Annotated in this window: 19 protein-coding genes; 7 read left to right on the top strand and 12 right to left on the bottom strand. The window is 72.4% G+C overall.

From position 1 onward, the window contains the following. Positions 1-9 precede the first annotated feature (9 nt). From AMK31_RS01540 to AMK31_RS01530, 3 genes are all read right to left on the bottom strand, one after another. Entirely contained in the window at positions 10-1,041 is a 1,032-nt protein-coding gene (locus AMK31_RS01540) for a chaplin (protein ID WP_198948414.1), read from the bottom strand. 138 nt (positions 1,042-1,179) lie between these two features. Continuing rightward, positions 1,180-1,434 (bottom strand): chaplin, encoded by a 255-nt coding sequence (locus AMK31_RS01535; RefSeq protein ID WP_198948395.1) that lies wholly within the window; start codon positions 1,432-1,434, stop codon positions 1,180-1,182. A gap of 190 nt (positions 1,435-1,624) precedes the next feature. Beyond that, on the bottom strand, positions 1,625-2,035 hold the full coding sequence (locus tag AMK31_RS01530; protein WP_073938428.1) for a rodlin: 411 nt from the start codon (positions 2,033-2,035) through the stop codon (positions 1,625-1,627). Between the two features lie 272 nt (positions 2,036-2,307). On the opposite strand from AMK31_RS01530, the gene AMK31_RS01525 reads away from it, so the two are divergent. After that, a complete protein-coding gene (locus AMK31_RS01525) occupies positions 2,308-2,718 on the top strand; it encodes a rodlin (RefSeq protein WP_073938427.1) in 411 nt (136 codons plus the stop codon). Positions 2,719-2,930: 212 nt separating this feature from the next. Then, complete coding sequence (locus tag AMK31_RS01520; protein ID WP_073938426.1) at positions 2,931-3,338, top strand: rodlin; 408 nt, start codon at positions 2,931-2,933, stop codon at positions 3,336-3,338. Between the two features lie 258 nt (positions 3,339-3,596). Here AMK31_RS01520 and AMK31_RS01515 read toward each other — a convergent pair whose 3' ends face one another. The 3 genes from AMK31_RS01515 to AMK31_RS01505 form a co-directional block, all read right to left on the bottom strand. Further along, positions 3,597-5,120, bottom strand: a complete 1,524-nt coding sequence (locus AMK31_RS01515; protein WP_073938425.1) for a vWA domain-containing protein — start codon at positions 5,118-5,120, stop codon at positions 3,597-3,599. Positions 5,121-5,262: 142 nt separating this feature from the next. Continuing rightward, positions 5,263-6,123, bottom strand: coding sequence for an ABC transporter permease (locus AMK31_RS01510; protein ID WP_073938424.1), 861 nt, complete (start codon positions 6,121-6,123; stop codon positions 5,263-5,265). Next, a complete protein-coding gene (locus AMK31_RS01505) occupies positions 6,120-8,774 on the bottom strand; it encodes a CocE/NonD family hydrolase (protein WP_073938423.1) in 2,655 nt (884 codons plus the stop codon). Before AMK31_RS01505 ends, AMK31_RS01510 begins: the two co-directional genes overlap by 4 nt. 208 nt (positions 8,775-8,982) lie before the next feature. On the opposite strand from AMK31_RS01505, the gene AMK31_RS01500 reads away from it, so the two are divergent. Then, on the top strand, positions 8,983-9,828 hold the full coding sequence (locus AMK31_RS01500) for a hypothetical protein (protein WP_073938422.1): 846 nt from the start codon (positions 8,983-8,985) through the stop codon (positions 9,826-9,828). 59 nt (positions 9,829-9,887) lie between these two features. Here the strand turns inward: AMK31_RS01500 and mmsA are convergent, their stop codons facing one another. The 5 genes from mmsA to iolC all read right to left on the bottom strand — a co-directional run bounded on the left by mmsA (position 9,888) and on the right by iolC (position 16,017). Next, entirely contained in the window at positions 9,888-11,390 is a 1,503-nt protein-coding gene (gene mmsA, locus AMK31_RS01495; protein WP_073938421.1) for a CoA-acylating methylmalonate-semialdehyde dehydrogenase, read from the bottom strand. Between the two features lie 14 nt (positions 11,391-11,404). Continuing rightward, complete coding sequence (gene iolD / locus AMK31_RS01490) at positions 11,405-13,282, bottom strand: 3D-(3,5/4)-trihydroxycyclohexane-1,2-dione acylhydrolase (decyclizing) (RefSeq protein WP_073938420.1); 1,878 nt, start codon at positions 13,280-13,282, stop codon at positions 11,405-11,407. Further along, positions 13,279-14,094 (bottom strand): 5-deoxy-glucuronate isomerase, encoded by an 816-nt coding sequence (gene iolB, locus AMK31_RS01485; protein WP_073938419.1) that lies wholly within the window; start codon positions 14,092-14,094, stop codon positions 13,279-13,281. The genes iolD and iolB overlap by 4 nt, the downstream gene beginning before the upstream one ends. Before the next feature lie 7 nt (positions 14,095-14,101). Continuing rightward, positions 14,102-14,995: a Cgl0159 family (beta/alpha)8-fold protein gene (locus AMK31_RS01480; RefSeq protein WP_073938936.1), complete on the bottom strand. Its 894-nt coding sequence runs from the start codon at positions 14,993-14,995 to the stop codon at positions 14,102-14,104. Between the two features lie 71 nt (positions 14,996-15,066). Continuing rightward, entirely contained in the window at positions 15,067-16,017 is a 951-nt protein-coding gene (iolC, locus tag AMK31_RS01475; protein ID WP_073938418.1) for a 5-dehydro-2-deoxygluconokinase, read from the bottom strand. 338 nt (positions 16,018-16,355) lie between these two features. On the opposite strand from iolC, the gene AMK31_RS01470 reads away from it, so the two are divergent. Continuing rightward, a complete protein-coding gene (locus AMK31_RS01470) occupies positions 16,356-16,556 on the top strand; it encodes a helix-turn-helix transcriptional regulator (RefSeq protein ID WP_073938417.1) in 201 nt (66 codons plus the stop codon). A 70-nt stretch (positions 16,557-16,626) separates the two neighbouring features. Beyond that, on the top strand, positions 16,627-17,217 hold the full coding sequence (locus AMK31_RS01465) for a GNAT family N-acetyltransferase (RefSeq protein WP_073938416.1): 591 nt from the start codon (positions 16,627-16,629) through the stop codon (positions 17,215-17,217). On the opposite strand, the gene AMK31_RS01460 is transcribed toward AMK31_RS01465, so the two are convergent. Next, on the bottom strand, positions 17,198-18,241 hold the full coding sequence (locus AMK31_RS01460; RefSeq protein ID WP_073938415.1) for a zinc-dependent alcohol dehydrogenase family protein: 1,044 nt from the start codon (positions 18,239-18,241) through the stop codon (positions 17,198-17,200). The genes AMK31_RS01465 and AMK31_RS01460 overlap by 20 nt on opposite strands. A gap of 168 nt (positions 18,242-18,409) precedes the next feature. Here AMK31_RS01460 and AMK31_RS01455 point away from each other — a divergent pair, with 168 nt between their 5' ends. Together AMK31_RS01455 and AMK31_RS01450 are read left to right on the top strand one after the other, a co-directional pair. After that, positions 18,410-18,649, top strand: a complete 240-nt coding sequence (locus AMK31_RS01455; RefSeq protein ID WP_073938414.1) for a heavy-metal-associated domain-containing protein — start codon at positions 18,410-18,412, stop codon at positions 18,647-18,649. A gap of 89 nt (positions 18,650-18,738) precedes the next feature. Then, a complete protein-coding gene (locus AMK31_RS01450; protein WP_073938413.1) occupies positions 18,739-21,018 on the top strand; it encodes a heavy metal translocating P-type ATPase in 2,280 nt (759 codons plus the stop codon). Positions 21,019-21,391: the final 373 nt, after the last annotated feature.

Below are 21,391 nucleotides of genomic sequence, written 5' to 3'. Positions count from 1 at the left end.
CGGCGTCCGTTACCGGCGGGACGCGGCTCGGCCCCGCCGGTACAGCAGGGCCCCGCCGGCGATCAGCGCGGCGCTGACGCCCGAGGCGGCGAGCATGGCCTCACCGTTGCCGCCGGTCTCGGCCATGGACGGCGGCTTCTGGTGGTGTCCGCCGTGCCACGGGGGCTTCTCTCCACCGTGCGACGGCGGGGTGTGCTCGTCGTGCGGCGGGCGCGTGTGCTTCGGCGGCGTGGTGTGGTGCGGGGGCGTGTGGGTGGGCGGGGTGTGCGTGTGCGGCGGCTTGCTGGTCGGAGGGGTGTGAGTGGGCGGAGTGTGGGTGGGCGGGGTGTGCGTCGGAGGCTTGGTGGGCGTGGGCTTCGTGGGAGTGGGCTTGGTAGGCGTGGGCGTGGGCTCGGGCGTCTCGCCGTAGCCCGGAGGCGTGGTCTCGCCGTATCCCGGAGGGGTCGTCTCGCCGTAGCCCGGAGGCGTCGTCTCGCCGTAACCCGGAGGGGTCGTCTCGCCGTAACCCGGAGGGGTCGTCTCGCCGTAACCCGGAGGCGTCGTCTCGTCGTCCGACGGCGGCTCCGCGTCGTCGGGGGGCGTCTCCCCGTAACCCGGCGTCTCGCCGTAACCGTCCGAGCTTTCGCAGTCGTTGCCGAACGCCGGGTTCAGCGCCCCGACCACGTCGACGGTGTTGCCGCAGGCGTTCACCGGCACGTCGACCGGCACCTGTGCCTGGTTGCCGGAGGCGACGCCGGGCGAACCCGCGGTCGTGCCCTCGGCCGAGGAGCCGCTGTGGACGGACTTGTCCGCGGTCTCGTCCTTGTCGACGGGGTCGGTGTCCGAGCCGTTGGCGCAGTCGTTGCCGAAGGCCGGGTTCAGTGCCGCGGCCACGTCGACTGTGTTGCCGCACACGTTGACCGGCACGTTCACCGGGACCTGGACCTGGTTGCCCGAGACCACACCGGGCGAGCCCCCGGCGCTGCCGGCCGCCGTGGTGTCGGCGAGGGCGGAACTTCCGCACAAGGACAGAATGCCTGTCGCGGCGGCGGCCGCGACCACTCCCTTGCTGAGGGTCTGTCGCACTCTCGTTGTCTTCCTGCTTGAAGAAATGGGAGAAATGGGAATGGCCGGCCCCGGAGCGAGACATGAGTCCCCGGAGCCGGCCGTCACCCAGCCGAATGGCTGCGGTTACGTCGTTCAGTCCTCGTTGTCGCACTCGTCGCCGAGCGCCGGGTTGAGCAGACCGATCACGTCGACGGTGTTGCCGCACACGTTGGCCGGAACGTGGATGGGGACCTGGACCACGTTGCCGGAGAGCACTCCCGGGGAGTGGTACGCGGCGCCCAGGGCCTCGGAGTCGGCGAACGCCGGAGCGGCCCCGCCCAGACACAGAATCGCGCCCGCGACGACAGCAGCGGCCTTCTTCATGAACTTTCCCTTCTCTGCGGTCATGCCCCAATGACGGCCGAAACCGAGCGAGCGCGATTGGGCGGCTCGCACCATGACCGACAGGCTGTAGAACGAGGGATAGACAAACGAAGAAACTCCGGAACGCGTGCCGTACGGTAATTCACTCGAACGCCTTCGAAGAATTTACAGACCGACCGCCCGGCAATTCCGGGCGGCGGTGCGAGCGAACGCGTCAGCCGTTTTCCTCGCCGTTGCCGGAGAGGGCCGAGATGTCGTTCAGGATGTGCGACAGCGGCTCGTCATCCTTGGCCTGGGAGGAGTTCTCGGCGCACTGCCGGTTCTGCGGGGCGGACAGGACCGGGATGTCCTGGACCGTGATCGGGACGGCGCCGATGATCGAGCCCACGTTGGCCTTGGCGGGCAGGCCGACGCACAGCTCGTTCAGCGAGCTCTGGACCAGCGTCGCCTGCGGGCTCTGGTCGCCGCCGGTCACCTGGTTGCCGAATTTCGAGGTGGCGTGGTTCCCGCTGCCGGAGGTGGTCCCCCGGTCGTCACCGATGGCAAGCGCCTGGGGGGCTGCCGCCGCCGAGGCGCCGACGACGGACACGGCGACCGCCGCCATGGCCATTGCCTTCTTCAGCATTTCGCTTTCCTTTCCGGCCAAGACATCCGGCCAAGACACAAGTTCCTGCCCGGCATCAACCGGCGCTTTCCGGATTGGTTGCGGCCTGACCCGCCGACGTCACCCGGACGGACCGTTCGGACCGGCGACTCCGAGGGAAACGCGACGCCTGTCCGTAGGCCGGACCGGTCGCACTCCGTGCGCCATCCGGGTGAATGGGGGCAACCATGCGCGTCACGGGCAGTTGATCAGGTGGCTCCGGTGGACGGGGTTTCTCCAGAAGGGACTAGCAAGTGATCAAGAAGGTTCTGGCTACCGCCGCGGTCGCCGCCTCCGTCGTGGGCGCCTCCGCCGCCGCCGCTCCGCAGGCGCTGGCCATCGGCAACGACGACGGCACCACGTCGTTCAGCGGCAACGGTGCCCACCAGTCGTTCGGCAACTCGGCCACCTACGGCAACATGAGCCCGCAGTTGGCGCTCATCCAGGGCTCCTTCAACAAGCCCTGCATCGGCCTGCCCGCGAAGGCGAACGTCGGCTCGCTCATCGGCCTGGTCCCGATCACGGTCCAGGACATCCCGATCCTCTCGTCCCCGCAGAACCAGCAGTGTGTCGAGAACTCGACCCAGGCCAAGGGCGACGAGCCGCTGTCGCACATCCTGGACGACATCTCGCTGCTCGCGGGCAACGGCGACAGCAACGGCTGATCCCTTCACGCACGCAGGCCGGCGGGCCGTCGATCACTCGGCGGCCCGCCGGCCTCTTCGCGTGCCCGGGGACGGCCGCCTGACCAGGGGCGTTCGTCCCATCATCCGAATGCGCTGGGCCGATCGGGGCACACTCCGCAACCCGGGAGGGGGCGGAGCCGTTGTCGATCATGCAACTCCCCACCGGAGCCCGCTTTTCGAAGGGAACGAACATGAAGAAGCTGTGGGCAACCGCGGCTGTCGCCGCCTCGGTCGCCGGTCTCTCGGCCACGGCCGCCCCCCAGGCGCTGGCCATCGGTGACGACAACGGCACCACGTCCGCCAGTGGCAATTTCGCCTCTCAGGAATTCGGCAACTCGGGCACGTTCGGCGACCAGAGCCCGCAGCTCTCGCTGGTCCAGGGCTCGCTGAACAAGCCGTGCGTCGGCCTGCCCGTCAAGGCCAACGTGGGCTCGCTCGTCGGCCTGATCCCGATCACGGTCCAGGACATCCCGGTCCTGTCCTCGCCGCAGAACCAGCAGTGCGTCGAGAACTCGACCCAGGCCAAGGGCGACGAGCCGCTGTCGCACATCCTGGACGACATCTCGGCCCTCTCCGGCAACGGCGAGGGCAACGGCTGAGCCTTCCGCTCCGCCGACGGCGGGTCACCGGTGTTCAGCGCCGGTGGCCCGCCGTTCCGCATGCCCGGGGTTTGGGCGCTTCAGCCCTAGGGCGCAGGACCACCGCGTCGGGATCAGCTCGATCTGTGCGCGTCGTTCCAGATCGGTGCGTTGACCGGCCCGCTTCAGATCCCTGCGTACGCCCATGGCGGCTCCCGGTGCCGGCGTGGTGCCCGTCGTCGTCGACGCCAGGTCAACCTACTCGGCCGTAAGGGAAGGTCAATGGTCCGCGCGCAGGTCGCTCGCCTGTTCCACGGCGTCGGCCAGCCGCCGTACCGCCGTGTCCCCGGTGTCGTGCGCCAGTTCCGAGGTGCGGTCGGCCAGCCGGGACAGGGAGCGCGGGGCGCCCGGCAGATGGCTGACGCCCTCGTTGCGCAGGGCGTCGGCGAAGTGGGCGGCGGTCGCGGTGACCTGGAAGCGGAGCGAGGCGGCGTCGACCGAGTCGGCGAGGGCGCCGGTCTCCAGCTGGCCGGTCTCCTCGTGCGGGTCGCGGGTCTCCGGGTCGAGCCAGCGGACGGTGGCGGTGGCGAGGTGGCCTTCGGCGCCGGGCTCGGTGCGCACGGCGTACAGGGCGGTGACCGTGTGGCCGGGGCCGACCTCGCCGCCGTCGACGCGGTCGTCGCGGAAGTCGTCGTCGGCGACCTCGCGGTTCTCGTAGCCGACGAGCCGGAAGTCGGTGACCGTCTCCGGGTCGAAGGCGATCTGCGCCTTGGCGTCGCGGGCGGTGAGGTCGACATGGCGCGGGAGCTGTTCGCAGAAGACCTCGCGGGCCTCCTCGGGAGTGGAGACGTAGGTGGTGTGGCCGTCTCCTCGGTCGGCGAGGCGTTCCATGAGTTCGTCGCCGTAGTCGCTGCCGACGCCCACGCCGAAGAGGGTGATGCCGTGCTCGCGGCGTTCGCCGGAGATCTTCTCCAGGATGGTGTCGGCGTCGGTGTCCCCGGTGTTGGCGAGGGCGTCGGAGATCAGCACGACCCGGTTGGTGGCGCCCTCGCGCAGGCCCTCGACGGCGGTGGCGTAGCCGGTCTCGACGCCCGCGCCGAGGTTGGTCGAGTAGGCGCTCGTGACGCTGTCGATGGCGTCGTGCACCTTGCCCCGGTGACCGCCGAGCCGGGTCATCGGCAGGACGGTCTCGGCGTTGTCGCTGAAGGTGACGAGGGCGACGGAGTCGTCGTCGCGCAGCCGGTCGGTCATCACGCCGAGGGATTCCTTGGCGAGGTCGAGGCGGCCGGGCTCGTCCATGGAGCCGGAGATGTCCAGCACGAAGGTGAGGGCGGCGGGCGGGCGTTCGCGGTCGTCGTCGGCGGTGCGGGTGGCGAGGCCGACGCGGACCAGGGACCAGTCGTCGTCGCCGGTGCGGGCGCCGTCGACGGTGACCGTGAAGCCGTTGCCGTCGGGGCGGTCGTAGTCCTGCCGGAAGCTGTTGACGAACTCCTCGGGACGGACCGTCGACGGGTCGGGCATACGGCCGTCGGCGAGGGAGCGGCGGGCGTAGTCGTAGGAGGCGGTGTCGACGTCGAGGGCGAAGGTGGAGAGGTGGTCCGGTGAGGGGGCCACCTCGCGGGAGTCCCCCGAGGACTCCTCGCCGTTCTCGAAGCCGGGCAGCGGGGCCCGGTCGCCGCCCTTGTCGTAGGCGCCCTCCGCCTTGCTGCCCTCGCCGGCTCCCGTGCCGCTGCAGCCGGTCAGCAGCAGGCCCGCGCCCGCCGTGAGCGCGAGCATCGCGCGTCGTATCCGGTACCGCTCCATCGTCCGTGCCCCCTTAGTGTCCGTCGCATCTGTGACTGTGACGCCTCGGGGGGCCGGAACGTGCGTGACGAAGCGTTGCGGAAACGTCTCGAAGGGGCCACGGAGCGCGCCCTCCGAGACCGGTGGGTGATCTTCCGTTGACCTAGGAGACGACGTCCTTGCGGGCGAAACCCCTGAAGGCCAGCGCGAACAGCACCAGGGCGTACGTTACGGAGACCGCGGTGCCCTGGATCATGCCGGACCACTCCGGGCGGGGCTGGACGGCGTCCGCCCAGGCGAACTGCCAGTGCGCGGGCAGGAAGTGCCGCCAGTCGCCGAGGGCGGTCACCGCGTCGAGGACGTTGCCGACGATGGTCAGTCCGACCGCGCCGCCGACCGCGCCGAGCGGCGCGTCCGTGCGGGTCGACAGCCAGAACGCGAGGCCCGCCGTGACCAGTTGGGAGACGAAGATGTACGCCACGACCACCACCAGCCGCTGCGCGGCCGTGCCCGCGTCGAGGGAGCCGCCGGTGGGGATGGCCAGCGGCCCCCAGCCGTAGGCGGCGGTGCCGACGGCCAGCGCGACCACCGGCAGCAGCACCATCGCGGCGAGGCTCATCCCGAGGCCCACGGCGAGCTTGGACCACAGCAGCCGGGCGCGCGGCACCGGCGCGGCGAGCAGATAGCGCAGCGAGGACCAGTTGGCCTCCGAGGCGACCGTGTCGCCGCAGAACAGCGCCACGGGTATGACGAGCAGGAAGCCGGCGGAGACGAACAGGTTCACGGCGGCGAAGTTGGCGCCGGACGCCGTCGCCGTGTCCATCAGGGTGATGCGGTCACCGCGGCCGTCCGGCTCGCCGCCGATGGCGAAGGCGACGGCCAGCACGAACGGCAGGGCGGCGAGGATGCCGCCCATGACCAGGGTGCGGCGGCGTTTGAGCTGGCGGACCAGTTCGACGCGGAGCGGCAGGGTGCGGGCCGCCCGGTAGCCGGAGGCCACGTCGGTGAGAGCGGGGGTGCTCATGCGGAACCTCCGATCAGGGTGAGGAAGGCGTCCTCCAGGCGGCGGTGCGGGCCGACGGACTGGACGGGCACCTCCAGGCGGACGAGTTCGGCGACGAGGCGGGACGCGCTGCCGTCGGCGTCGAGGCGGACCAGCAGCCCGTCGTCGGTGCGGACGGCGGAGGCGACGCCCTCCAGCGTGGCGACCTTCTCGACGACCGGGTCCTCCAGGGGCGCGGGGGTGCCGACGAGCAGGGTGTCGCCGGAGCCGACGATCTCCCCGACCGGGCCCGCCTGCACCAGCCGGCCGCGGTCCATGACGACCAGGTGGGTGCAGGACTGTTCGACCTCGGCGAGCAGATGGCTCGAGACGATCACCGTGCGGCCGCCGGCCGCGTACCGGATCATCACCTCGCGCATCTCGCGGATCTGGGGCGGGTCGAGGCCGTTGGTCGGTTCGTCGAGGATGAGCAGGTCGGGCAGGCCGAGCATGGCCTGGGCGATGGCGAGGCGCTGGCGCATGCCCTGGGAGTAGGTGCGCACCGCGCGGGCGAGGGCCTCGCCGAGTCCGGCGATCCGCAGCGCCTCGTCGAAGCGGGCGTCCTCGGCGGGGCGGCCGGTCGCCTTCCAGTACAGCTCCAGGTTCTCCCGGCCGGACAGGTGCGGCAGGAAGCCCGCGCCCTCCACGAAGGCGCCGACCCGGGACAGGACCGGGGCGCCGGGGCGGATGGCGTGGCCGAAGACGCGGATCTCGCCGCCGTCGGGGGTGATCAGGCCCATCAGCATGCGCAGGGTGGTCGTCTTGCCCGCGCCGTTCGGTCCGAGCAGGCCGAGGACCTGGCCCTGCTCCACGCGGAAGGACAGGTCCCGCACCGCGTACCGGTCCGCCGACTTCGCGTACCGCTTGCTCAGGCCGGTGATCTCCAGCGGTACGTCCGCCAGTTCCGGGTCGGGGGCGGGGCTCGCGGTGCGGCGGCGGGCGGTGAGCAGCAGGGCGAGGGCGGTCAGCGCGCCGGTGAGCGGCAGCCACCACACCCAGGAGGGCAGCGGGGCGGCGGCCGTGCTGACGCCGGGGGCGGTCGGCACCCTGAGGTCGCTCTTCAGGGAGACGGTGTAGGTCGCCGGGGCGGCCGGGGAGGCGTAGCCGAGGTCGGTGGCGGACAGCACGAGGCTGAGCCGGTGGCCCTTCTCGACCTCGTGGTCGATCGCCGGGAGGGTGAGGGTGACGTCCTTGCCGGACTCGGCGTCCTCGACGCGCACGGGGGCGACCAGCTGGGAGGGCAGCACCTGCTGCCTGCCGTCCGGGCCGACGTCGTACACCTTGGCGAAGAGCACGGCGTCCTCGCTGGTGGACTCGACGTGGACGGTGACCGTCGGGGAGCCGGTGATCCGCAGGTCGTCGGCGAGCGGCGCCGACGGGAAGCGGGCGTACTGGCCGGGGAAGTCCAGGGAGACTCCGACGCCCAGGGAGGAGAGCCGGGCGAGGCCGCCGCTGCCGCCGAGGCCGGGCAGGGCGGAGACGGCGGGCGGGTTCGCGCCGGGCGGGTTGTCGAAGGTCTGCTCGCGGCCGGTGAGGGCGACGGGCGTGCCGCCGCTCGCCAGGCCGGGGTAGGTGTCGGCGCTCGCGCCGCGCAGCTGGGCCTCGCCGTCCGTGGAGTCGACGCCTCCGGTGCGGGTGACGCGGAAGGTGGGGCCGGTGTCGGCGTCCTTGTCGCCCTTCAGGTACCGGTCGAACCAGGCGGTGACGCGGGCCTGGACGCGGTCGGTCTCCGGGTCGCCGCCGTCGTGGCCGCCCGCGATCCAGTCGACGTCGACGGGGGCGCCGTTGGCGCGGATGGCCTTCGTGGCCGCGTCGGCCTGGTCGAGCGGGAAGAGGGAGTCGGACTGGCCCTGGGTCAGGAGGGTGGGGACCTTGATGCGGTCGCCGACGGCGGACGGCGAGCGCTCCTCCAGCAGTTCGCGCGCCTCGGCGTCCGGCGTGCCGGCCTCGGCGACCCGTTCGTACATCCGGCAGATCCGCGCCTCGAACTCCGCGCAGCCGCCGCCGGTGTTGACGAAGATGCCCGCCCACAGCTTCTTGAAGACACCGTTCGGGAACAGCGCGTCGGCCAGGTTCCAGTACGTGATGGCGGGGGCGATGGCGTCCACGCGCGGGTCGTGTCCTGCGGCCAGCAGGGAGATCGCGCCGCCGTAGGAGCCGCCCGCCATGCCGACGCGCGGGTCGCCGTCCTCGTCGAGCCGGACCTGGGGCTGCTCCGCCAGCCAGTCGAGGAGTTCGGAGACGTCGGCGACCTCGCCGTCCGGGTCGTTCAGCCCGATCTTCCCGGTGGACTTGCCGAAGCCGCGCGCCGACCAGGTGAGCACCGCGTAGCCGTCGCGGGCCAGTTGCTCCGCCTGCTGCCGCAGGTCGTCCTTGCTGCCGCCGAAGCCGTGCGCCAGCAGGACGGCGGGGCGGCGGCCGTCGCCGCCGGAGGTGAAGTACGACGTGTCCAGCCGCACCCCGTCACCGACGGCGAGGACCCGGTCGGCGCGATACACCGCGGGCGGGTCGTCGGAGGCGACGGCCGTCCACGTACCGGCGCCGGCGAGGACGGCGACGGCGGCACCGGCGGCGAGCAGCCGCCTGGGCCCGCGCGACCACGCCCCGCGCAGTCCGGGCAGTCGAAGATCCATGCGTCAACGGTACGGGGCCGACCTGTCGGCGGTAGACAGCTTGTGGACGGAGCCCGGCGCCCTCCCCGGGGTGTACGGACGGGCCCTCGCGTACCGCACTCGTCGTACGAACGGTTGTCCGAAGTCGGGTATGAACGTCATACGGGTGTCAGTGGGGCCCGCTAGAGTCACCCTCCACAACCGACACACAGCTTTGGGGTGGGGACACATGAGGATGCGGCACACCGTCGCCTGGGTCGGGGTCACCGCGGCGGCGCTGCTGGCGACCGTCGGATGCGGCGCCGAGACGAAGGACAAGGCGGCCGAGGCGGTCGACGGCGCCGACCAGATCATGGCGGCGCTCACGCGTGCCACGGACCGGACCGCGGAGCTCGGCTCGGCGCAGATCGAGACCACGACCACGCTGGAGGCGGCCGGCGGGCAGCCGGTCTCCATGGACGGCACCTACTCGTGGGGCGACGGCGCCGCCATGGACGTCGAGATGGACACCGCCGCGGCGCAGATGACCGCGCTCCAGGACGCCCCGACGACCCGGATGATCATGGTGGACGGCGCCTACTACTACGACATCGACCCCCAGCCGAGCGGTCCGCTCGCGGGCAAGGAGTGGATGCGCATCGACGTCTCCGCCGTGGCCGGCGAGGCGGGCGCGGACAACATGGCGGCCAACGCCGACCCGACGGCGTCCCTGCGCTACATGACCTCGTCCACGAAGGTGAAGGACCTCGGCGAGGAGACCGTGCTCGGCAAGAAGACCACGCACTACCGGGGCAGCGTCGGCGCGGAGCACATCAACAAGTCGAAGCTGACGGAGGCGGAGAAGAAGGCCGCCCTGGCCGCCCTGGAGGCGGGCGGCGGGAAGATCACCTGCGACATCTGGATCGACGGCAAGGACCTGCCCGTGCGCATGGAGCAGACCGGCGCCGGCATGACCGTGACGATGGACTTCCTGAAGTTCGGGGCCACCGAGGAGATCACGGCGCCGCCCGCCGCCGAGACCGGTGACCTCAGCAAGGAAGTCAGGGAACAGCGGGACGCCTCGATCGGCCAGTGACACGCCGGTGCCCCCGGTCCGCCGTGTCGCTCGGCGGACCGGGGGCACCGGGGGCCCGCTCAGTGGTTGCGCGGGAAGCCCAGGTCGACGCCCGCCGGGGCGTCCGCCGGGTCCGGCCAGCGGGTGGTGACGACCTTGCCGCGGGTGTAGAAGTGCGTGCCGTCGTTGCCGTAGATGTGGTGGTCGCCGAAGAGCGAGTCCTTCCAGCCGCCGAAGGAGTGGTAGCCGACGGGGACCGGGATCGGGACGTTCACGCCGACCATGCCGGCCTCGATCTCCAGCTGGAAGCGGCGGGCAGCGCCGCCGTCCCGGGTGAAGATCGCGGTGCCGTTGCCGAACGGGGAGGCGTTGATGAGGGCGACGCCCTCCTCGTAGGTGTCGACGCGCAGCACGCACAGCACCGGGCCGAAGATCTCGTCCTGGTAGGCCTTGGCGCTGGTCGGCACCTTGTCGAGCAGCGAGATGCCGATCCAGTGGCCGTCCTCGAAGCCCTCGACGGTGTAGCCGGTGCCGTCGAGGACCACCTCGGCGCCCTCCGCGGCGGCACCGGAGACGTACGAGGCCACCTTGTCGCGGTGGACCTTGGTGATCAGCGGGCCCATCTCGGACGTCGGGTCGTTGCCGGGGCCGATCTTGATCTTCTCGGCGCGCTCGCGGATCTTGTCGACCAGCTCGTCGCCGATGGCGCCGACCGCGACCACGGCCGAGATCGCCATGCAGCGCTCGCCCGCCGAGCCGTACGCCGCCGAGACCGCCGCGTCGGCCGCCGCGTCCAGGTCGGCGTCCGGCAGCACCAGCATGTGGTTCTTGGCGCCGCCCAGGGCCTGCACGCGCTTGCCGTTGGCGGAGGCGGTGGTGTGGATGTACCGGGCGATCGGGGTCGAGCCGACGAAGGACACCGCCTTGACGTCCGGGTGCTCCAGGAGGCGGTCCACCGCCACCTTGTCGCCGTGCACCACGTTGAAGACGCCGTCCGGGAGACCGGCCTCGGAGAGCAGCTCCGCGATCCTGACCGACGCCGACGGGTCCTTCTCGCTCGGCTTCAGCACGAACGTGTTGCCGCACGCGATGGCGAGCGGGAACATCCACATCGGCACCATCGCCGGGAAGTTGAACGGCGTGATGCCGGCGACCACGCCCAGCGGCTGGCGGATCGCGGCCACGTCGACGCGGCTGGCGACCTGCGTGGACAGCTCGCCCTTCAGCTGCACGTTGATCCCGCAGGCCAGGTCGACGATCTCCAGGCCGCGCGCCACCTCGCCGAGGGCGTCGGAGTGCACCTTGCCGTGCTCGGCGGTGATCAGCTCGGCGATCTCGTCGCGGTGGGCGTCCAGCAGCGCCCGGAACCGGAACAGGATGGTGGTGCGCTGGGCCAGCGAGGACTGGCCCCAGGTCGCGAACGTCTCCTTCGCGGCCGCGACCGCCGCGTCCACCTCGTCCACCGACGCGAACGCGACCTTCGTGGTGACCGCGCCGGTCGCCGGGTCCGTGACCGGCCCGAACGTGCCCGACGCGCCTTCGACGGTCTTGCCGCCGATCCAGTGGTTGACGATCTTCGTCATGACCGGTTTCTCCTTCACAGATGGCGGCGTCGGGTCGAGACGTGCCGTTCGTACAGCTCACGTGCCTTGACCGCCGACGGTCGGGTCGCGGTCTCGGCCACGGGTACATCCCACCAGGCCTGCGCCTCGGGTGCGCCCGACACTGTGTCTGCCGTTTCGGTCTCCACGTAGACACATGTGGGTGTGTCGGCGGCCCGCGCCTCGGCGAGCGCGGCGCGCAGGTCGCGGACGGTGCGGGCGCGCAGCACCCGCATGCCGAGGCTCTCCGCGTTGGCGGCCAGGTCGACCGGCAGCGGCGCCCCCGTGTAGGTGCCGTCGTCGGACGGGAAGCGGTAGGCGGTGCCGAACCGCTCGCCGCCGACGGACTCGGAGAGGCCGCCGATCGAGGCGTACCCGTGGTTCTGCACGAGCAGCACCTTGATCGCGATGCCTTCCTGGACCGCCGTGACGATCTCCGTCGGCATCATCAGGTACGTGCCGTCGCCGACCAGCGCCCACACCGGCCGGTCGGGGGCGGCCAGCCGCACGCCGATCGCGGCCGGGATCTCGTAGCCCATGCAGGAGTAGCCGTACTCCAGGTGGTACTGGTCGTACGACCGTGCCCGCCAGAGTTTGTGCAGGTCGCCCGGCATGGAGCCGGCCGCGTTGATGATCACGTCCGTCTCGTCGACGACGGCGTCCAGCGCGCCCAGCACCTGCGGCTGGGTCGGCCGGGCGTCCGGATCTGCGGCCGCGTAGGCGTAGTCGACGCGCCGCTCCCAGGCCTCCTTGGCCGCCCCGTACGCGGCGCGGTACGCGTCGGCGACCCGGTGGCCGTGCAGCCGCAGTCCGTCGGTCAGCTCGGTCAGGCCGCTGCGGGCGTCGGCGACCAGCGGGAGGCCGGCCAGCTTGTGGCCGTCGTAGGGGGCGATGTTCAGGTTGAGGAAGCGGACGCCGGCCGCCGCGAAGAGGGTGTTGGACGCGGTGGTGAAGTCGGTCCAGCGGGTGCCGACGCCGATCACCAGGTCGGCGGTGCGGGCCAGCTCGTCGGCGGTGGCGGTGCCGGTGTGGCCGATGCCGCCGACGTCCTGGGGGTGGTCGTACGGCAGGGAGCCCTTGCCGGCCTGGGTGGCGGCGACGGGGATGCCGGTGGTCTCGGCGAGCTCGGCGAGGGCGGCCTCGGCGCGGCTGTGGTGGACGCCGCCGCCGGCGACGATCAGCGGCCGTTCGGCGGCCCGGATCGCCTGGACCGCCTCGGCCAGCTCGGTCGGGTCGGCGCCCGGCCTGCGCACCACCCAGGTGCGCTCGGCGAAAAACTCCTCCGGCCAGTCGTACGCCTCGGCCTGCACGTCCTGCGGCAGGGCGAGGGTGACGGCGCCGGTCTCGACGGGGTCGGTCAGCACCCGCATGGCCTGGAGGGCGGCCGGGATCAGGGCTTCCGGCCGGGTGACGCGGTCGAAGTACCTCGACACCGGGCGCAGGCTGTCGTTGACCGACACATCGCCCGCGTACGGCACCTCCAGCTGCTGGAGGACCGGGTCGGCGGGGCGGGTGGCGAAGACGTCGCCGGGGAGGAGCAGGACCGGGAGGTGGTTGATGGTGGCCAGGGCGGCGCCGGTGACCAGGTTGGTCGCGCCGGGCCCGATCGAGGTGGTCACGGCGTGCGTGGACAGCCGGTTCGACTGGCGGGCGTAGCCGACGGCCGCGTGCACCATGGCCTGTTCGTTGCGGCCCTGGTGGTAGGGCATGACGTCGGCGTACTCGACGAGCGCCTGCCCGATGCCGGCGACGTTGCCGTGGCCGAAGATGCCCCAGGTGGCGCCGATCAGCCGCTGCCGGGTGCCGTCGCGTTCGGTGTGCTGGGCGGCGAGGAAGCGGACGAGGGCCTGTGCGACGGTGAGCCGGATGGTCATCGGTACCCCTCCGTGTGGTCAGGGTGGAAGCGGATCCGCCACTCCCGGGTCTCGCCCGGGCCCGCCATGACGTTCAGGTAGTACATGTCGTGGCCGGGCTGGGCGACGGACGGGCCGTGCCAGCCGTCCGGCACGAGGACGGCGTCGCCCGTACGGACCTCGGCGAGCACGTCGGCGCCGCCCGCGCGGGAGGGGGACACCCGCTGGTAGCCGAAGCCACCGGGCCCGTCGATCTCGAAGTAGTAGATCTCCTCCAGCTCGGCCTCCTCGCCGGGCCGGTGCTCGTCGTGCTTGTGCGGCGGGTACGACGACCAGTTGCCGCCGGGGGTGATCACCTCCACGGCGATGAGCCGGTCGCAGTCGAAGGCGTCGGCGGAGGCGAAGTTGCGCACGGTGCGGGCGCAGGTGCCGCTGCCGCGCTGTTCGACGGGTACCTCCGGCGCGGGGCCGTAGCGGGCGGGGAGTCGTCGCTCGCACTTCGCTCCTGCCAGGGCGAAGCGGCCTCCCGCGCCGGAGGCGATCTGTGCCCGGGTCTCCCGGGGGACGTACGCGAAGTCGGTGACGGAGGCGAAGACGCTGTCGCGGCCCAGGAGTTGGAACGCCCGGTCCTCCACGTGCACCGTACAACCGCCGCTGAGGGGCAGCACGATCCACTCGCTGTTCCCGGCCAGGAGAGTGTGTTCGCCTCCGGGCGGCAGTTCGACGATCCGCAGGCCGCTGTGGGTCCAGCCGGCCCGCTTGGGGTCGATGTACAGCGTGTGATCGGCGTCGGCGGTGGTGCCGGCGGGGACGTACAGCTCGTTGCGTGTCATGCGGCCCTCACAGCAGTCCTACGGCGGTGTCCACGGCGGCGGCCACGTCGCCGTCCGCCGGGTACAGCAGCGACCGGCCCACCACCAGGCCCCGCACGGTGGGCAGGCGCAGGGCGCCGCGCCACTTCTCGTACGTCCCGTCCTGGTCGTCCCCGGCCTCGCCGCCGAGCAGCACCGCCGGCAGGGTCGACGTCTCCATGACCTCGGCCATGTCGGCGGGGTCGTCGGTGACCGGGACCTTCAGCCAGGTGTACGCCGAACTGCCGCCCAGGCCGGAGGCGATGGCGATCGACCTCGTCACCGCGTCGGCCGAAAGATCGTTGCGCAGCCGTCCGTCCGGGCCCCGGCGGCTGATGAACGGCTCGACGAACACCGGGAGCCGGCGGGCGGCCATCTCGTCGATGACGCGGGCGGTGGCCTCCAGGGTGTTGAGGGAGCCCGGGTCGTCGTAGTCGATGCGCAGGAGCAGTTTCCCGGCGTCGAAGCCGAGGCGCTGGATGTCCTCGGGGCGGTGGCCGGTGAAGCGGTCGTCGAGTTCGAAGCGGGCGCCCTGGAGACCGCCGCGGTTCATCGACCCCATGACGACCTTGCCGTCCAGCGCGCCGAGCAGCAGCAGGTCGTCGAGGATGTCGGCGGTGGCGAGGACGCCGTCCACGCCGGGGCGGGAGAGCGCCAGGCAGAGGCGTCCCAGCAGGTCGGCGCGGTTGGCCATGGCGAGTCTGCGGTCGCCGACGCCGAGCGCGCCGCGTGCCGGGTGGTCGGCGGCGACGATCATCAGCCGGCCGTCGTCCTCGATCAGGGGCCGGCGGGCGCGGCGGGCGGCGGCCTCGGCGACGGCCTCCGGGTGGTGGGTGCGCAGGCGGACCAGTTCGGGTACGTCGACGCCGGGGACGTCCGCCACGGCTGCCGCGGGAGTGCCCCCGCCGGCGGTGCCGCCGGTCTCGTGGTGCGCGCCCGTCACGCGGCCCGCCCTCACAGCACGGCTCCCGCGTTCAGCGCGGCCTCGATCTCGTCCGGCGTGGGCATCGCGGAGGAGCACTCCAGGCGGGAGGCGACGATGGCGCCGGCGGCGTTGGCGTAGCGCATGGTCCGCTCCAGGTCCCAGTCGTGCAGCAGCCCGTGGCAGAGGGCACCGCCGAAGGCGTCACCGGCGCCGAGCCCGTTGAGGACGTTCACGGGGAGCGGGGGGACCTCGGCGGACTCGCCGTTCTCGCCGACCGCGAGGACGCCCTTGGGTCCCTGCTTGACGACGGCCAGCGCCACCCCGGCGTCCAGGAGGGCCCGGGCGGCGGCGTGCGGTTCGCGGACGCCGGTGGCGATCTCCACCTCGTCGAGGTTGCCGACGGCGACGGTGGTGTGTTTCAGGGCCTCGGCGTAGAAGGGGCGGGCTGTGTCCGGGTCCTGCCAGAACATGGGGCGCCAGTCGAGGTCGAAGACGGTGGTGGCGGCCTTGGCGCGGTGGGCGAGGGCCGCCAGGGTGGCCGTACGGCTGGGTTCCTCGCTCAGGCCGGTGCCGGTCACCCAGAAGATCCGGGCGTCGCGCAGGGCGTCGAGGTCGAGTTCGTGGGCGTCGATCTCCAGGTCCGGCGCCTTGGGCCGCCGGTAGAAGTAGAGCGGGAAGTCGTCCGGCGGGAACACCTCGCAGAAGGTGACCGGGGTGGGCAGTCCGGGCACGGCGGTGACCCAGCGGTCGTCCACGCCGAAGTCGCGCAGCGCCTGGTGGAGGTAGGTGCCGAAGGGGTCGTCGCCGGTGCGGGTGACGACCGCCGTGCGGCGGCCGAGGCGGGCGGCGGCGACCGCGACGTTGGCGGCGGATCCGCCGAGGAACTTGCCGAAGGACGACACCTGCGCGAGCGGGACGCCGGTCTGCAGCGGATAGAGGTCCACACCGATGCGCCCCATGGTGATCAGGTCGTACGCCATCGAGATCCCTTCGCGTCGCGCCTTCGCGGCTCTGTGAGGGTTTCTAGTCGCGGGCGGACAGCCCTGTCAATAGTTTGTCCAGACATACGGACCAGATACAGCCGGTCGGGGCACGCGGGGAACGCCCGCCCGTGCCGCGCCTCTGTCACAAACACCACACGCGTGTCACAGATGTCGCATGTACGCACGCTCCGGGTCACACCTCCCCGACAGCCCCTTCCCGTCGATCACCGAGCGTCGTTGACCGGGCACAGGCTTGATGATCACCAGCGGATGCGCCCGGCTCCCCCGACGGCTCCCCCGGCCGCCGCCGTGGCGCACGCGGGGAGGTGCAACCCATGACCGACCGAAGGCTCTGGTCGTACAAGGACATCGCGGCGCACATCCGCGTCCAGCCCGACACCGTGCGCTCCTACCGCAAGCACGGCCTGCTGCCCCCACCCGACCACGTGGAGGGCGGCAAGCCCTACTGGTACGCCGACACGGTCCGCGCCTGGGTGGCGTCGAGGCCCGGCAACCGCGGCCGGCAACGGGACTGACCCCCGCCCCCTGACCCCCGCCCCCGAAAATCACTCCGTGCCCCACCTCGCCGTGGGGCACAGTGCTGCGATGGACTTCTCCGAGAAACCCGTGCTCACCGGCGAGCGGGCCGTGCTGCGGCCGTTCACCGAGGACGACGTGCCCGTGATGGCGCGGATCCTGGCCGACCCCGAGGTGATACGCATGACCGGCAGCCCGCAGGAGGCGTTCGGCCTCGACCGGCTGCGCGCCTGGTACGGCAGCCGCAACGAACAGACCGACCGGCTCGACCTCGGCATCGTCGACCGGGCGAGCGGCGAACTCGTCGGCGAGGCCGTGCTGAACGACTGGGACGAGCCCAACCGCAACTGCAACTTCCGCGTCCTCATCGGCCCCGGCGGACGGGACCGGGGCCTCGGCTCCGAGGTCGTGCGGCTGATGCTGGGCCATGCCTTCGAGCAGCTCGGGCTGCACCGCGTGTCGCTGTACGTCCTGACCCACAACCCGCGCGCCCGGCACGTCTACGAGAAGGCCGGTTTCGTCGCCGAGGGGACCGACCGGCAGACGGTGTGGCAGTCCGGGGCCTGGGTCGACGCCGTACGGATGGCGGTCCTCGCCCCCGAGTGGGCCGTCCACCGGGGGCGTCCGGAGACGGCCGGTCTCAGCTCCACGGCTCGATGACCGTCACCCCCGCGCCGGGCGCCGTACCCATCGCGGCGAGCGCGTCCGGCGCGGCGGACAGCGGGATCGCCGAGGTCACCAGGAGGTCCGGGCGCAGGGTGCCGGCGCGGACCAGCTCCAGCATCGGCGGGTAGGTGTGCGCGGCCATGCCGTGACTGCCGAGGAGTTCCAGCTCCAGGGCGGTCGCGCGGGCCATCGGGACCGGGGTGGTGCCGGTCGGGGAGGGCAGCAGGCCGACCTGGACGTGGCGGCCGCGGCGGCGCAGGCCGTCGATCGAGGCGGCACAGGTGGCGGGGGCGCCGAGGGCGTCCAGGGAGAGATGGGCGCCGCCACCGGTGAGGTCGCGGACCGCCGCGGCCGTGTCCGCGGTCCGGGCGCCGTCCACGCACTCCGCCGCGCCGAACCGCCGCGCGAGTTCCAGCGCCCCCGGCGACACGTCGACGGCGACCACTCGCGCCCCGGCCGCCGCCGCGATCATCACCGCGGACAGCCCCACACCGCCACAGCCATGCACCGCCACCCACTCCCCCGCCGCGACCCGCCCGCGCTGCACCACGGCCCGGAACGCGGTGGCGAACCGGCAGCCGAGGGAGGCGGCGGTGGCGAACGACATGTCCTCGGGCACGGCGACCAGATTGACGTCGGCGTGGTCGAGCGCCACATACTGGGCGAACGAACCCCAGTGGGTGAAACCGGGCTGGGTCTGCCGCTCGCAGACCTGCTGATCGCCCGCCGCGCAGGCGGGGCAGCCGCCGCAGGCGCAGACGAACGGCACGGTGACCCGGTCGCCGGGCCGCCATCCGGTCACCCGGGCGCCGACCGCCTCGACGACTCCGGCGAGTTCATGGCCCGGGACGTGCGGCAGGGTGATGTCCGGGTCGTGCCCCTGCCAGCCGTGCCAGTCGCTGCGGCACAGCCCGGTGGCCTCCACCCGCACCACGACCCCGTGCTCGGCGGGCCGCGGGTCCGCCACCTCCCGCACCTCGGCCGGCTCCCCGAACCGCTCGAACACCACCGCGCGCATACGCCCCTCGCTTCCGTCCGCCTGGACGCCGAACGGTAACCGCCCCCCACCGGGACGACGCGCCGGGATCCCTCTTGGATTAATACCCCCTAGGGGTATAGCGTGAAGGGTGTGAGCCCCTCCTCGGGGGCCACCACAACCCCATACGCCTCGATGAGGAGTAACGACATGACCGCCCAGACCGACACCCAGGGTTCCGTCACCGCCGTCTACAAGGTGAGCGGGATGAGCTGCGGACACTGCGAGGGTTCCGTCTCCGCGGAGCTCACCCAGCTCCCGGGCGTGACCTCCGTGCAGGCCGTGGCCGCCACCGGCGAGGTCACCGTCGTCTCCGAGGCTCCGCTGGACGAGGAAGCCGTGCGCGCCGCCGTCGACGAGGCCGGGTACGAGCTGGTCGACCGCGCCTGAGCGGCAGCCCGCCACACCTTCCGACACCGGGCCGTACCGAGCGCCGACCCGCGCGCCGTACGGTCCGGTCCGTCGTCCGGAGCCCCGAGATGACCACCACAGACACCCCCGTGGACGCCCCGCCGGCGTCCGAGGCCGAGCTGCTGATCGGCGGCATGACCTGCGCCGCCTGCGCCGCCCGCGTCGAGAAGAAGCTGAACCGCATGCCGGGGGTCACCGCCACGGTGAACTTCGCGACGGAGAAGGCCAAGGTCACCTACCCCGCCGGGGTCGAGGTCGCCGACCTGATCGCCACCGTCGTGAAGACCGGCTACACCGCGCAGGAACCGCCACCGCCCCGGCCCGCCCCCGAAGCCGTACGGCCGGACGGGCCGGAGCAGGACCCGAAGCTCGCGGCGCTGCGGCAGCGACTCGTCGTCTGCGCCGCCCTCGCCGTGCCCGTCGTGCTGCTCGCGATGGTCCCCGCCCTCCAGTTCGACAACTGGCAGTGGCTCTCCCTGACCCTCGCCGCGCCCGTGGTCGTCTGGGGCGGCCTGCCCTTCCACACGGCCGCCTGGACCAACGCCCGGCACGCCGCGTCCACCATGGACACGCTGGTGTCGGTCGGCACCCTCGCCGCGTTCGGCTGGTCCCTGTGGGCCCTGTTCCTCGGCGACGCGGGCATGCCCGGCATGCGGCACGGCTTCGACCTGACCGTCTCCCGCACCGACGGCGCCGCCACCATCTACCTGGAGGTCGCCGCCGGCGTCACCGCGTTCCTGCTCCTCGGCCGCTACCTGGAGGCCCGCGCCAAACGCCGCGCCGGCGCCGCGCTGCGGGCGCTGATGGAGCTGGGCGCGAAGGACGTGGCCGTGCTGCGGGACGGACGCGAGGTGCGGATACCCGTCGACCGGCTGGCCGTCGGCGACCGGTTCGTCGTACGGCCCGGCGAGAAGATCGCCACCGACGGCACCGTCGTCGAGGGCACGTCCGCCGTGGACGCCTCCATGCTGACCGGCGAGTCCGCGCCGGTGGACGTGACCGCCGGCGACACCGTCACCGGCGCCACCGTCAACGCCGGGGGCCGGCTCGTCGTCGAGGCCACCCGGATCGGCGCCGACACCCGGCTCGCCCGGATGGCCCGGCTGGTCGAGGACGCGCAGAACGGCAAGGCCGAGGTGCAGCGGCTCGCCGACCGGGTCGCCGCGGTCTTCGTGCCCGTCGTGCTGCTGATCGCCGTCGCCACCTTCGGCGGCTGGCTCGGCGCCACCGGCGACACCGTCGCCGCGTTCAGCGCCGCCGTCGCCGTCCTGATCATCGCCTGCCCGTGCGCGCTGGGCCTCGCCACGCCGACCGCGCTGCTGGTCGGCACGGGCCGCGGGGCGCAGCTCGGCATCCTCATCAAGGGCCCCGAGGTCCTGGAGTCCACCCGCCGCGTCGACACCGTCGTCCTCGACAAGACCGGCACCGTGACGACCGGCCGGATGACCCTCCAGGACGTCCACGCCGCCGACGGCACCGACGAGAAGCAGCTGCTGCGGCTCGCGGGCGCCGTCGAGCACGCCTCCGAACACCCCGTCGCCCGCGCGGTGGCCGCGGGCGCCGAGGAGCGGGCCGGGGAGCTGCCCGGAGTCGAGCGGTTCGAGAACCTGCCGGGGCAGGGCGTACGCGGGCACGTGGAAGGTCACGAGGTGACCGTGGGGCGGCTCTTCGACGGGCGGCTGCCCGAGGAGCTGGCGTCGGCGAAGGAGCGGGCCGAGCGCGGCGGTCGTACGGCCGTCGTGGTCGGCTGGGACGGGGCGGCGCGCGGGGTGCTCGCCGTCGCGGACGCGGTGAAGGAGACCAGCGCGGAAGCGGTGCGCGAGCTGCGCGCGCTGGGGCTCACGCCGGTGCTGCTGACCGGCGACAACCAGGCGGTCGCCGAGGCCGTGGCCGCGGAGGTCGGCGTCGACGAGGTGATCGCCGAGGTGCTGCCCGAGGACAAGGTGGCCGTCGTCCGGCGGCTCCAGGCGGAGGGCCGGACGGTCGCGATGGTCGGTGACGGCGTCAACGACGCGGCCGCGCTCGCCACCGCCGATCTCGGGCTCGCGATGGGCACGGGCACGGACGCGGCGATCGAGGCCGGCGATCTGACCCTGGTCCGCGGTGATCTGCGGGCCGCCGCGGACGCGATCCGGCTCGCCCGCCGGACCCTGGGCACCATCAAGGGCAATCTCGTGTGGGCGTTCGGCTACAACGTCGCCGCGTTGCCGCTGGCCGCGGCGGGTCTGCTGAACCCGATGATCGCGGGGGCGGCGATGGCGTTCTCGTCGGTGTTCGTGGTCACGAACAGCCTGCGATTGCGCACGTTCCGCGAGACCCCTCTTCATTCCGACGCAAGCCTCACATAAGCTCTTCACAAGGCTCGCGCATCATCCTTACGCTTGAGCCCCGTTCGTCGTATCGGGCCTCTTACGTATCTATTGGGACATATGCAAGAGACGCAGATCACAGTGATGTGAACGTAACCATCGAAGGGGTTCGAAGGTCTAAGTTGGCGATGTCAGAAGGCGTCTTGGGGGGCGTCGGCTGGCATCTGGGGATGTCTTGGGGGACCTCTCCAGAGATGCGTTGCCGGGGCACGTACACCGGGAAGCTTTGAGCGGCCCTCCCAGCGTGCGTTGTCCCGGCAGACCGCAGTCACGAACGACGGACGAAGACCGGACGAACAACCGGACGAACGACAACCGAACAGGCAAGACCCGAGCGCGACGAGTTCTGCTC

The organism is Streptomyces sp. TSRI0107 (assembly GCF_001905845.1).
Lineage (GTDB): Bacteria > Actinomycetota > Actinomycetes > Streptomycetales > Streptomycetaceae > Streptomyces.
The sequence above is the reverse complement of the archived record's forward strand: the minus strand, read 5'-3'. Positions and strand labels throughout refer to the sequence as shown.